The 13,263-nt window shown below is 41.0% G+C and carries 11 protein-coding genes; 4 read left to right on the forward strand and 7 right to left on the reverse strand.

Translation table 11 applies throughout. The features are described 5' to 3' along the window. Window positions 1-176: 176 nt before the first annotated feature. On the forward strand, window positions 177-677 hold the full coding sequence (gene ccmE / locus ACTQ9S_RS03315) for a cytochrome c maturation protein CcmE (protein WP_351119011.1): 501 nt from the start codon (window positions 177-179) through the stop codon (window positions 675-677). A gap of 87 nt (window positions 678-764) precedes the next feature. On the opposite strand, the gene ACTQ9S_RS03320 is transcribed toward ccmE, so the two are convergent. Beyond that, window positions 765-1,613 carry an aldo/keto reductase gene (locus ACTQ9S_RS03320; protein ID WP_440453749.1) on the reverse strand — a complete coding sequence of 283 codons (849 nt, stop codon included), beginning with the start codon at window positions 1,611-1,613 and terminating at the stop codon, window positions 765-767. 413 nt (window positions 1,614-2,026) lie between these two features. Between ACTQ9S_RS03320 and ACTQ9S_RS03325 the strand changes: the two genes are divergently transcribed. Beyond that, window positions 2,027-3,256: an MFS transporter gene (locus tag ACTQ9S_RS03325; protein ID WP_440453751.1), complete on the forward strand. Its 1,230-nt coding sequence runs from the start codon at window positions 2,027-2,029 to the stop codon at window positions 3,254-3,256. A gap of 83 nt (window positions 3,257-3,339) precedes the next feature. After that, window positions 3,340-4,596, forward strand: a complete 1,257-nt coding sequence (locus tag ACTQ9S_RS03330) for an amidohydrolase family protein (RefSeq protein WP_440453753.1) — start codon at window positions 3,340-3,342, stop codon at window positions 4,594-4,596. 164 nt (window positions 4,597-4,760) lie between these two features. Here ACTQ9S_RS03330 and ACTQ9S_RS03335 read toward each other — a convergent pair whose 3' ends face one another. The 6 genes from ACTQ9S_RS03335 to ACTQ9S_RS03360 all read right to left on the reverse strand — a co-directional run bounded on the left by ACTQ9S_RS03335 (window position 4,761) and on the right by ACTQ9S_RS03360 (window position 12,383). Continuing rightward, window positions 4,761-5,714, reverse strand: coding sequence for a MetQ/NlpA family ABC transporter substrate-binding protein (locus tag ACTQ9S_RS03335; RefSeq protein WP_068329390.1), 954 nt, complete (start codon window positions 5,712-5,714; stop codon window positions 4,761-4,763). A 167-nt stretch (window positions 5,715-5,881) separates the two neighbouring features. Further along, window positions 5,882-6,568, reverse strand: a complete 687-nt coding sequence (locus tag ACTQ9S_RS03340) for a methionine ABC transporter permease (protein WP_068037773.1) — start codon at window positions 6,566-6,568, stop codon at window positions 5,882-5,884. Between the two features lie 19 nt (window positions 6,569-6,587). Beyond that, window positions 6,588-7,358 (reverse strand): methionine ABC transporter ATP-binding protein, encoded by a 771-nt coding sequence (locus ACTQ9S_RS03345; protein WP_068037765.1) that lies wholly within the window; start codon window positions 7,356-7,358, stop codon window positions 6,588-6,590. Window positions 7,359-7,693: 335 nt separating this feature from the next. Beyond that, window positions 7,694-9,781: an ATP-binding protein gene (locus tag ACTQ9S_RS03350; RefSeq protein ID WP_440453755.1), complete on the reverse strand. Its 2,088-nt coding sequence runs from the start codon at window positions 9,779-9,781 to the stop codon at window positions 7,694-7,696. A 132-nt stretch (window positions 9,782-9,913) separates the two neighbouring features. After that, window positions 9,914-10,636, reverse strand: coding sequence for a response regulator transcription factor (locus ACTQ9S_RS03355; protein ID WP_068037760.1), 723 nt, complete (start codon window positions 10,634-10,636; stop codon window positions 9,914-9,916). Window positions 10,637-11,042: 406 nt separating this feature from the next. Next, the gene (locus ACTQ9S_RS03360; RefSeq protein WP_440453757.1) at window positions 11,043-12,383 is read right to left on the reverse strand and encodes an HlyD family efflux transporter periplasmic adaptor subunit; all 1,341 of its coding nucleotides are present in this window, start codon (window positions 12,381-12,383) and stop codon (window positions 11,043-11,045) included. Window positions 12,384-12,821: 438 nt separating this feature from the next. On the opposite strand from ACTQ9S_RS03360, the gene pilG reads away from it, so the two are divergent. Beyond that, window positions 12,822-13,202, forward strand: coding sequence for a twitching motility response regulator PilG (gene pilG, locus ACTQ9S_RS03365; protein ID WP_058369474.1), 381 nt, complete (start codon window positions 12,822-12,824; stop codon window positions 13,200-13,202). The last annotated feature ends 61 nt before the right edge of the window (window positions 13,203-13,263 follow it).

Genomic DNA, 13,263 nt, shown 5'->3' on the forward strand with positions numbered 1-13,263 from the left:
ATTAGGGCTTGTGGGGCTTATTGATTTGTCCGAAAAATGCTACCATATAGCTATTAGAAGAGTACGATTAGAAAGATACTTTCAAAAAATTTTTCTAATGGTAGTTTCTTCAATATTTTCTGTTTTATAAATTGTTTATATTCAATAAAGCAGCGACTCATCAATGAGGTAGTGGTATGAACGCAGTTCGTCGCAAAAAACTGATGTGGGTTATGTTTACGCTTGCAGGGGCAGCAGTGGCGGTAGTGTTAGTCATTTATGCTATTGGGCAACAAACCGATTACTATTTCGATGCTACGGCGATTGCTCAAGGCGAAGCGCCACAAGATAAGCGCATTCGTGCAGGTGGTATGGTAGTCGCCGGTAGCGTACAGCGTGCACCAGATAATCCATTAAATGTTGAGTTCGCGATTACTGATTTTGAATCAACGGTTCCGGTCACTTATCAAGGTATCTTGCCAGATTTGTTTGCTGAAAACTCAGGCATCGTCGCCACTGGCAAAATGCAGGGTGAGATCTTTGTGGCTGGTGAAGTGTTGGCTAAGCATGATGAAAACTACATGCCACCAGAAGTTGCCAAGTCGATGAAAGAGAACAATCGTAGCGGTGCAATACCAGCGTCTGAGCAGTACAATCCAGCTGAGCCGATTCGCGAAACTGAAACATTACAACAGTAATTTTTTAGTAAATGTTAAAAGTAAAAAAGAGCCGCTAACATATTATTAGCGGCTCTTTTTTTATACTAATTTTGATATCTATAGATTTTAGTCATCCCATATAGGAGTATAGTCAGGATGCTCAATTTTACGACCGTCACTACGGGCTAGACTGCCGATTCTCTCTAATTCATCTGCGCTCAATTGAACGTTGATGGCATCTAAGTTCCCTTGCAAGTGCTCAGGGTTAGAAGTCTTTGGAATAGCGATACGGTGTTTGTCTGATAGTATCCAAGCCAATGATATTTGTGCTGGTGTCACGCTATGTTTGTCAGCAATTTCTTTGATGACTTCATTATCAAACACATCACCGCGTGCAAGTGGCGAGTAAGCTTCTAATAAAATATGGTGATTGTTCAAAAAAGTCTGCAAGGTGTTTTGCTTAATGAACGGATGAAATTCAACTTGATTGACCACAATCGGCACGTCAGCGTACTTCTTGGCTTCAATAATATTAGCAATATTAAAGTTAGAAACGCCGATATTGCGCGTTAAGCCTTGTTTTTGTAATTCACATAATGCTGGAATAGTCTCAGATAATGGTACACGGTCATCAGGCCAGTGTAGTAATAGCAGGTCAACATAATCGGTATCTAGATTTTCTAAAGAACGTTTAGCCGCTGCCACTAGTTTCTCTGGTTCAAACTTCATATCATCAGGGAATATCTTCGTGGTTAAAAAGAATTTATCACGCGCCACGCCTGATTGCTTGATACCTTGACCGACTTCCTTTTCATTATCATAAGCTTGAGCGGTATCAATATGTTCGTAACCCATCTTTAAACCTTGACTGACGACATCAACACAATCTTGTCCAGTCGACTGCCAAGTACCCAATCCTAGTACCGGAATATTGGCTTGTCCAGCCGTACGAATATTATAGGTTTTAGTACTCATATTATTATCCTTGTTATTTGTATGATTTGTTAATAGAGGACTTATCAACAGAGCGATTATTCATGAATATTATTGTCTCGACCTCTATACAGCCTAACCACTATAGAAAAAAGCAGGCTAAAGTGAAAGGGCGAGTGACGGTTTCCTACAAAGGACAAACAGGCTGTAACGTCATTTACTATTCTGATTTGTAGATTGAACAGCGTTTTGAAACTGTTAAGCTTCTTTAAATCGAACAAATCCTTACCATTAGTATGGCTATTATGAGGTAGTATGGAAACAAAGCTATAACAAGTCGGTTATATGCGTTTTATTCAAAAAATTCAAATAGTTATCTCAATATTATTCCAGTATTCAATTTCTCTAAACCCATATAAAAACTCATAAAAAACTTTTCTTTGATTGGGGATGTCATGTCAATCGTTTCAAAAGCTCGTCTTTCAGAAGACGATCTGTCAAAAAATAATAATGTCGGACAGAACCCTATTTCTTGGTTCATCTTTGGTCTTATGGCCAGTGTTACTTTTATCGGTATTCTCTCAGAGTTGATGCCTTCTGGTATTTTGCCACAAATGACGGCAGGTCTTGGTATTGAACAGACCCAAGTCGGATTTTTGGTCGGTATCTATGCGTTGGCTTCAGCGATTTTTGCCATTCCATTAATCAGTATGACGCTGTGGATCAACCGTAAAATTCTCTTGATGGCGCTGTTGGCAGGTTTTGCGGTCTCCAATATAGTCGTCGGGCTCACTTCATCTTATTCGCTTATTGTTGCTATGCGTATTCTGGGTGGTATCTGTGCCGGTATTATGTGGCCAATGATTGCCGCCTACGGCACAGCCCTAGTGCCAGAGAATATGCATGGTAAGGCGATTACCATCATCATGGCAGGTAATACTTTTGGCGTGAGTTTGGGTCTACCGATTATGACCTTTATTGGGACACAAGTAGGCTGGCGCACGTCCTTTATCGTACTCGGTGTACTAGGCGGGGTAATTGCTCTATTGGCGATGAAGTTTTTACCTTCGGTAAAGGGCGAGAAACTGACGCAAAGTAACTCCCCAATAGCAGTACTAAAAATACCTGGCGTTTGGATAGTCTTAGCCCTCACTTTCTTGGCAGTTGTGGCCCATTACAGTACCTACACTTATATCACTTTATTGGTTGAAACCTTAGAATTTGTCGGCGGTATTAGTTTAGCCTTGCTTATCTTCGGTATCGGTTCTGTCATCTCAGTCATACTATCCGCCAAGATTATCGATACGCATCTGCGCGGTTTGATCGTCAGTATGCTTGTATCTGGAGCGATAGCTATGTTGCTATTCGTCTTCTTCAGAGGAATGAATGGCTTCTCGCATTTTGCCTTTTTATTATGGGGACTAGCATTCGGACCCTTAGTAACGATGTTCCAAACAGCAGTCAGTCACCAAGTCACCGAAGCAAAAGCCGTCGCGACTTCCGTACAATCAAGTGTGTTTAACTTTTCCATTATGATTGCGACATGGCTTGCGGGCTTGATTTTGGTTCATATGCCAGAGACAGGCGTCTTAGGTATTGTATATCTATCTATTTTTTGTTTCGTTCCTGCCATCATCATTACCTTCATATCTAAGAAAACATTGGATGCGCCTACTGTCGGGTAGCGTTCAATAAAGTAGCTTTTAATAAAATAATGTTCGATAAGCAATTTCAATAAATAATTATTTAATAATAATAGGAGTTTGTCATGATTAAGTTTACTAATGCCAATATCTATCGCAATAGCGATGCCAATGAAATTTTGGTCAAAGACGGTGTTATTCAGCAGATAGGTAATAATTTGCCTGCTGCTGAAGAAGAGGTCGATCTCAAAGGTCGTTTGATCGTACCGCCTTATGTGGACTCGCATCTGCATCTTGATTATGTCTACACGGGCGGCGGCGATGATGCCAAGAACGCCTCAGGTACCTTGTTCGAAGGTATTGCTCGCTGGCATGATGTCAAAAAAACGCAAACTTTTGAAGATGCTAAATCGCGTATGTTGAAAGGTATTCAAGAAGAAGTGTCCAAAGGGGTGCAATACATTCGTACCCATATTGACGTCTGCGACCCTGATTTGACTGGACTTAAAGCAATGCTTGAGCTGCGCGAAGAGCTAAAAGACAACGTGACTATTCAGATTGTCGCTTTTCCGCAAGAGGGCATGTATGCCTACAAAGGCGCTGTTGAGCTAATGGAAGAAGCGTTAAAGATGGGCGCGGACTGCGTCGGCGGTATTCCACATTTTGAATGGGCGTACGAGTTCGGTCAAGATTCTGTGCGTAAGACGGTTGAGCTTGCGCTCAAGTATGACAAGCTCATCGACGTGCATTGCGATGAAACCGATGACCCGATGAGCCGCCACGTGCAACTGTTAAATGCTTTGGTGATGATTGAAGGTATAGGCTCTCGAACGGCTGCCAGCCATACTTGTTCATTTGGTTCGGCAGATGACGCTTATGCGTTTCGCATGATGGGACTGTTTGAACAATCGCAGATGAACTTCATTGCGCTGCCTACTGAAAATGCTTATTTGCAAGGTCGCCAAGATACTTATCCCAAGCGTCGTGGTTTAACGCGAGTGAAGGAATTTTGGGAGAATGGTATCAACATCTCTTTTGGTCAAGATTCTATCAACGACCCTTGGTATCCAGCGGGCAACGGTAACATGATGAATATCTTAGATAATGGTATTCATTTAGCACAAACCATGTCATTACCGCAGCTCGACGTCTGTCTTGACTTCATTACTTTTAATGGTGCTAAGACTCTAAATATCGAAGAAGAGTATGGTATAGAAGTCGGCCGTGCGGCAAACTTTTTGGTATTAGATGCGACAAGTCCATTTGAAGCAGTGCGTCAGCGCGCGGATGTACTGGCCTCTATTCGCAATGGTAAGTATCTGTTTAAAAAACCTGAGCCTAGTTATGATATTGAACTGGACTTGTTTAGAAGCACTATTTAAAGGTTAGTCCAAAAGCTAAATATAAAATTCAGACCATAAAAAATGCCCATTACTCATAAGTAGTGGGCATTTTTGTGTTTACGATTTGAACTTTTAGCACTATTAGTTAATTATTGAAACTAACCGTTTTTAAGTGTCTAAATTTTTGCTCAAGCAGATTTAAGTTACTGAGCTGCTTCCGCTTCTACAGGGGCAGTAATCGCAGTAGCTGGCGCAGTGTTATTACCCCAGATTTTTGGGTACTTGTAGCCTGGGAAAGTATCATGAGCATACTTTTTGAAGGCTTCTGAGTTATAAGCGTTAGTCACGTCTTCAACCCATTTTTTACCAGTATCAGTAGACTTAATCGCTGACCAGTTTACATAATTGAAGCTTGGCTCTTGGAACAAGGCTTCAGTTAGCTCAATGCCAGCATCAGTAGCATAGTTACCATTGATAACGGCAAAGTCTACTTCGTCACGGGCACGTGGTAATTGAGCGGCTTCTAACTCAACGATTTTGATATCGTATTTGCTGTTATCAGCGATGTCAGTTTTTGAAGCAGTCAATGGATCAACGTCATCTTTTAAGGTAATCCAGCCAAGATCATTCATCATAACCAATGCACGGGCAAAGTTACTTGGGTCATTCGGCGCAGAGACGCTCATGCCTTTATACACGTCATCAAGGCTAGTCTTTTTACCAGAGTAAATGCCAAGTGGTGCGGTTGGAACTTGGAAAACTTCGACTAAATCAAGATTGTTTTCTTTTTTAAAGGTATCAAGATAAGGCTTGTGTTGGAAGATATTGATATCCAAATCACCTTCAGCCAATGCCAAGTTAGGGCGGACATAGTCAGTAAAAGCAATTAGCTCAACTTCATAACCTTGCTCTTCCAGTGAGGCTTTGACTTGGTTACGTACCATATCGGCGAAGTCACCTTCGGTAGTACCGATGATGATTTTGGTGTGTTCAGGATCAATATCGCTAGCAGCAGTTTCAGCAGTTGTGCCTTCAGACACGGCTTCTTTAGTCGCTTCTGGCGCTGATGAGTTGTTACAGCCTACTAATACTAAGCTTGATACACCAACAGCGGCAAATGCGGTCGCTAACTGACGGCTGATATCTGTTAATTTCATGAAATTTCCTTATTAATACATGGGATTGGGTAAAACGGTTATCGTCTGAGCATTAAAAAAGCAACATTCTAAGTAGTAATGCTGCTTTCTTATGAGCTGAGATAAGGAGTAATTACTGCCAAAAATAAACCTAGTCGCTTGCAATGTCAAGCATTCTCTAACGTGGCTTAGCGTTTGTCTAAACGATTGGCTAACCAATTACCAAAGGCTTGAATCGAGATGACCATGACCGACAGCATAATGACGATAAAAATCATCACTTCAGTCTGATAACGATAATAGCCGTAACGAATAGCTAAGTCACCCAAACCACCACCACCAATCATACCAGCAGCAGCTGAATAAGAAAGCAGGCTAATAGTTAGAATAGTCACCGAGAGTACCAATCCTGAGCGCGCCTCATTAAGTAGTACCTTAATGATCGTAAAAGGACGTGCGCCCATAGATTCGGTGGCTTCAATGATACCGCGCGGTACTTCACGCAGATTTTGCTCGACTAAACGCGCAAAATAAAACGAACCAGCAATCGCTAGGACTAAAGATGCAGCAATAGGGCCAATGCCTGTGCCAACAATGGCTTTAGTAAATGGGCTCATGGCAATCATCAAAATGACAAAGGGGAAAGCACGCATAAAGTTAGTGATGCCACCCAATATGGCATACAGCCCTTTATTCTGTAAAAACTGTCGATCGCTGGATAAAAATAAGAATATTCCAAACAGACCACCAATGGTAACGGCAGCTGCAGTAGAGATACCAAGCATAACGAAAGTGTCAAACGACGCTTGCCAAATCTCTTTACGTAGCGCAAGCAACTTGTCTATTGAGGCAGACAATTCAGTACCAGTCAACATATCTATTTCTCCTGCCGCCTTAGTCTTCGTGCACTAAGCCTTTGCCAATCGGGGTGGTTGCCTGAATCAGACCGTCTCGTACATCTGCAACTTCAAGTAGCTGTCCCTGATGCAGCAATGCCGCACGATCACAGAGTCTACGAATGACACTCATTTCGTGAGTCACAATAACAATGGTCACGCCAAGCTGCTCATTAATTTCGCGTAGACAGGTCAATAGGCTGCGAGTGGTAGCAGGATCAAGGGCACTGGTCGGCTCATCGGCTAGCAAAACTTTTGGGCTTGGCGCAATCGCGCGAGCTATACCAACGCGCTGTTTTTGACCGCCTGAAAGCTGTGCAGGATAATGACCAGCACGATCCGTTAGGTCCACAATCTCAAGACAATCCATGACACGCTTATGAATATCGCGGCGAGGATAACCAGCAACCGTCAAGTTAAAGGCCACATTGTCAAAGACAGTGCGATTAGACATCAGGTTAAATTGCTGAAAAATCATGCCGATATTGTGGCGGGCAATACGCAAATCACTAGCAGACAATGTGGTTAAGTCAGTACCATCGATAATGACCTGACCTGAGTCTGGACGCTCAAGCATATTAATAAGGCGTAACAAGGTGGACTTACCAGCACCCGAATAGCCCATTAAGCCAAAGATTTCACCTTTTTGGACAGATAACGACGTTGGCTCAACGGCAGTGAACCAATGCGGCTTACCATCCTTGTCTTTTATTGATCGGTCGCTTAAAAAGCTTTTGGTCACGTCATTTAGAACGATCATGTCACTCATGGAATGCTCAAAATTAGTAAATAGGGTAGCGGTTGTAACATCGATATACTATTGCTCGATGACAGTGTCGAATCTATGCCAATAACAATATAATAAGGGGCGGTAATATAGCATATTTATAGGCGTTTTGGATATGCAGATTCATGACTGTCTTATAACAAGATAGCTATTAGCAGTAATACGTACTACGGCATGTAAAAGATTATAGTTGAGATTGAGGGTTGGATAGTATGTAAATAAGGACAAGGAATTAAAGAGGTAATATTATATTGCCGCCAAACTTGTAAAAGCAGTCAATGAGTTAGTCATTTACTGCCTACTTACTAATCATGTAACTAACTATGGTTATCATGGCTGCGATGAGGGTCATGTTTGACTGGAATCACTACCAAAAATCTAGTATGACCGTTAATAGTATCAGTAACGATATGACCTTGATGGGCAGTAACAATTTGCGATACTAGCGATAAGCCTAGACCCGAGCCCTTGTTTTTTTGCTGCAAGCGTACAAACGGACTAAAGATCTCTTCACGTTTGTCTTCTGGAATACCTGCACCTTCGTCAATAACCGCGAGTACTGCATATTTTGGCAAAGGGCGCTCATCTTCAGACTTAGATTTTTTTAGATGCTTTTTAAATAAGCTTTCTTTACGCGGTGTGCTATTAGATTCACTATCACCATCGGTATTCTGGTCATTGCTGGCTTTAGTTATTTTACCTTTGTTGCTAACCTTGTCATTTATAGATTTAGTCGTTGCAGGCTTATCAGTGACGGACTTGATATTAGCGATACTCAGTCCATCATTTGTGGAGTGTTGTTGCGAGTCTGGAACGATATTCCAAATCATTCTTTTAATTCTATCAGCCAGATCAGAGCTAAGTTTGCTATGACCATTTTGAAGTGTCTTATCACTAATAGTTGGTGCTAGGGCATCAGTTATTTGATTACGGTTGCTACCATTATTAGATATAGCCTGCGATTGCTCGGCTTCATCATCACTATTATTCTTTCCACCGTGCTCTTTGTTATTATGCTCAGCAAGCGTTTCACCATTTCGAAAAATGACAGGTGTCGGTAACACATCTAACGGCTCTGATACATCGGTTGGCGTTTCAAGCTCAGACTTTACCTGAATTAAATTAACGTTTTGGTTGTCTTTCGATTGTCCTGTCACGTCGAGATGCTTGTCATAATTTGAGCGACTATAGTCAGCAAAGCTACTGCATACTAACGAATGTAATAGATATTCAGGTAGGGTATCTGCCTCTTCAAGAGTTTGCACGCCATAAAGCAAAATAGTAACTGGCGGAACACCATGTAGCATGGCGTTATTCAATAGGTTACGAATGAGATGAGTCAACATCGGCGGTTGACCATCAATCACAATGTGCTCACCAATTAAGGTTGCTTCTGGATAATGTTGACGCTCTTGGTTAACTAAATCATAAAAATCTACGCGCTCAACTTGCTGCATAGCATGGCCAGCATCGAGACGACTGACTAAAAGTATACTTTCAACTAAATCGTTAAGCCCTGATAAGTCGCGATTGATCGCTTGCGCCCGTTTATCAAACTTCGCTTTCGTATCCTTTGGCATCGAGCCTGCAAGCATATCCATCATTTCAATTTGTAGGCGAATGCGAGTAATAGGTGTACGTAGCTCGTGTGAGGCATGTGCTAGTAATAAATTATTGGCATCAATAAGATGCTCTATTTTTTGAGCGGCTTGGTTAAACCCACGCGCGAGCAAAGCAATCTCATCATTACCGCGACTATTGACACGTACAGTAAAGTCACCATCACCAAGCTGACTCATCTGCTGGCTCATATGGTTAATACGCCATGTCATTGAACGTGCAATCCACCATAGCGCGCCTGCCATAATCATAAGCAGTAGCAGCGTACCAGTGAATAAGTTTAAGGCAGCAGATAACGCAGGCTTTTTCGGCACCAAACGTGACTCATATAGCAGTGTGTAACCAGTGCTGCTATAGACTTGGGCTTGCTGAGTAGGAGGTGTGTCTGAAAAAGATGGGAATATTAGAGTTAATAGAGAAGGCGTTGCAGGTAGCTCTAACGGCAGATCACTATTGTCCGTCTGCATAAGCAGGCGACCTTGACTGTCGTATAGGCCCATTTTGGCTTGCAATGATTCATCAAAAATATCAAAACTTTTTTTGACCACAGCTAACATAAAGCGTGCTTGCAGTCGATTGTTTTTGCTAATAGCCGTATTTAATTCATGCAAAAAAGGATCAATCTGTCCAAGTATTTGTGTTGCCACAACTTCTGAGCGGATACCTGCGTTCTTGTCATGGACAAGCTGCGTCAATAGCACCATAGCTACTGCAAACAAAATAAGTGCCAGCATGACACTGGCAAATAGTTTTGCAAATACGGAGCGAAAACCCAACTGCTGCATTAAATGCTCTCTATTATCAAACACTCATATCGATGATTAGCAATAGCCACCACGGTAGGCGTGATGGCTATTTTTCGTCTGCTCATTACTTTCAGAGTTTATTTAAAACGAACTGACAGACTTTATGCTGGATTAGACCTGATCGGTGGCAAATTGATAACCAACGCCGCGTACGGTAATAATGCGTTTTGGCTGGCGTGGATTGTCTTCAATAAGTGCACGCAGACGTGAGATGTGCACGTCGATCGCACGATCGATGTTATCAGAGCTGTCATCATTTGGCATAGCTTGCCATAACTGCTCACGATTGAGTACTTTACCAGAATGAGTGGCAAAGTAATGTAATAGCTGAAACTGATGAGTCGTTAGACGTACTGGCTGCTCATCAATCGTCACTTCATGGCTATCAGGGAATACGCTCAAACGTCCAAAGGTTAAGCTATCAGACTGGCTGTCAGCTTGATTTGGTTGCTCATGGCGACGAATAACAGCGCGAATACGAGCTAGCAGTTCACGAGGCTCAAAAGGCTTAGCAATGTAATCGTCAGCGCCCATCTCTAGACCCAATACGCGATCTGTCGTGTCACCTTTTGCTGTAAGCATGATAATAGGAACTTTATTGGTCATGTTGTTTTTGTTACCGCGTATCTTTTGGCAAACTTGCATGCCATCCATATCGGGTAACATCAAATCTAGCACTACCAAATCTATATCACGTTCTTTAGTGTCTAGGATATCAAGGCCTTCTTGACCGAGCCCTGCATGATGAACGTCATAATAGTTCATTGTCAGGTAATCGCTAATCAATTCAGCCAAATCCGGATCGTCTTCAATTAACAGAATCTGTTTACTCATGAGCTGTCCTTTAGTAGTGGTCGTTATTTAATAATTATTTAGTAATAGTTGTTTTAATGGTAATTGTTATCTTTTTAATTTTTCCAAGATATAAACCAATATATTTTATAAAAGTCATCAAAAAAATGCGCATTACAAATGTTACTGTGTCTATTTTGCCTAACTTAGGCCTTACCACACAAGACACGCTTTGTTAATGTTTCTACACAATGTAACTCATTATGTAATTACTGCTGCTTATAAGCCAACTGCTACCAGCCATATTAAAGAAGTGGCAATACAAAGAATCATATAGCGTGATTGACGATTTATTCTAATATTTATATGTTGAGATCGAACTATCCGTTGGATATAACCTTCATTATTACTCTTTCTACGATGAGCAAGGTATTTGCAAATAGCGTATTTATGAAACGATTACTTTTTTACCAACTGACTCTATAGGTAAGTCTGCTAGACAAATTAAACTGTCATTACTGATTCCAGCGACTAAATATTGATCAGTGCTAGGATCGTATTTAATCACCTCTACTGGTAGGCGAGTCAAACGCTGATCTTGTTTAATGATCCAAACATTCGCAGTGAGGGGCATAAGCGACTGATAAGGCGGTTTTTTTAGTACTGATAGATCTACATCGTGGATACCATGTTCAGGCACAATAGTACCGACTTCTATCTGTCCATAATTGACTCGCCCAGAAACGACCATATCAGGTTTGAGTTTATCGCGACTTGCTTCATTTTTGACTACATTAACATAAACCCGCAGTTTATCAGGTTGGTTACTAGCGACTAGCTTGCTGACTTGACCCACAAATTGCTCTGGCAAATCCTTAGCTGTAAAGTTCACAGTTTGTCCAACTGAGAGTTGAGACTTAGTCTTGAGAGGAAGCGTAGCTATAAAATGCAAATCTTTGTCATCACCTAAACGCAATAGGGGTGTGCGAGCACCAACCTGTTGGGCGGTTTTTACATATAATTTATTGACGCGGCCTGAAAAGCTAGCCCGTACAACGACTGACTGTGCTGACAGCTTTAATTGTGCGGATTGCTCTGTAAGAGCTATGTCTTGACTAGTATCAATCTTTTCACTATTTACGCTGTTATCTATATTTTTGCTAATTGCTAAATTCTTGTCAGTAACTATATTCTTGTTAGTAGCTACGCTACCTGCTGGGTCATCATCTGCTAAAGCTACGTTATCAGCTGGTTTATTGTTGTTCGTGGTTAGCTGTTCAGCCACTTTAGACAGATTTTTGGATGCTTTTCCCTCATTGTCACTATTGGTCTTATCACCCTGCTGTATATTAGCTGGTTGTTTTGCAGTGCCAGCAGTAGTTTCAGCCTCTTGTTGCTCATTGCTCGTAGCAGTATTGACTGTCTCATCGGTAGATGATTGACGCTTTAAAATTAATAAAGGCATGCCTTTTTCTACCCACTGACCCTCTGATACTAATGTTTTTTGCACGATTACGTCTTGTGCTGCGACAAAACGTGACTGTTTAATAGGTTTGATAACACCTTGTAAACCAAGGCTTGGCTGATAGCGTGAGGGTTTAATATTCAAAATATAATCGGATGCCATAGTGACACTATCAACACCGTAGATAATAGGCGAGTCTGCCTGCTCACTATCCTTATTAGGTTGTTGATTGTCCACAGGTGCTGGAGGTTGGCAAGCAACTATAAGTAAAGTGCTTAATAATAAGGCACAGTTCTTGCAATACTTAATAAGTCTTATATGCATTGTCATCAATCGCTATGGTAAACGTCATTTTATTATATAGATAAATCATAGAAGGTGCGATAACGATACTGCTTAGCTGGACTACAGCTATCAATGATATAGATAGAGTAGATACACGAAAATTGTTCTTACCACACAAAATAAAAAAAGGCGGTCATGTCAACCGCCCGAATTATTATATACGTGGTCTGAATACTTGGAAAATCTAGATAGGCTATGTTAAAACGAGCATCAGATACTTAATTGATACATTGTAGTTACAGACTAGATTGAAATATTTATCCGAAAAATGATGGATATTAATTATAAAAGTAAGATCAGAAGTTGGCTTCATTAGATAAGAGAAGTACTTACTGCAGCTACTGTCGAAGTAAGTGTTTATCGAATAGTAAGTAACAACTATGTCAAGAATAAATATTTATTCATAGGAAAATAATAATGGAAAATAATTTTGAAGGGTTAAAGGTCATGGTTATTGATGACTCAAAAACCATTCGTCGTACCGCTGAGACTTTATTGCAAAAAGCTGGCTGCGAAGTCGTTACTGCAATTGATGGCTTTGATGCACTCGCAAAGATTGTTGATAATAATCCTGACATAATTTTTGTCGATATTATGATGCCACGCCTTGATGGTTATCAGACCTGCGCATTGATCAAAAATAACCCTGATTATGCAAGTACACCAGTGATCATGTTGTCCTCAAAAGATGGACTGTTTGATAAAGCACGAGGTCGTATTGTTGGTTCTGATGAGTATCTTACTAAGCCCTTTAGTAAAGATGAGCTATTTGAGACGATTAATCAATATCGCTCGTAGTTAATGACTCTGAACTAGTATGAAAAACTATCGATATTAAATATATGGTAACCAACAATAG

Source organism: Psychrobacter sp. ASPA161_9 (assembly GCF_051970275.1).
In the GTDB taxonomy this organism is placed as follows: Bacteria; Pseudomonadota; Gammaproteobacteria; order Pseudomonadales; family Moraxellaceae; genus Psychrobacter.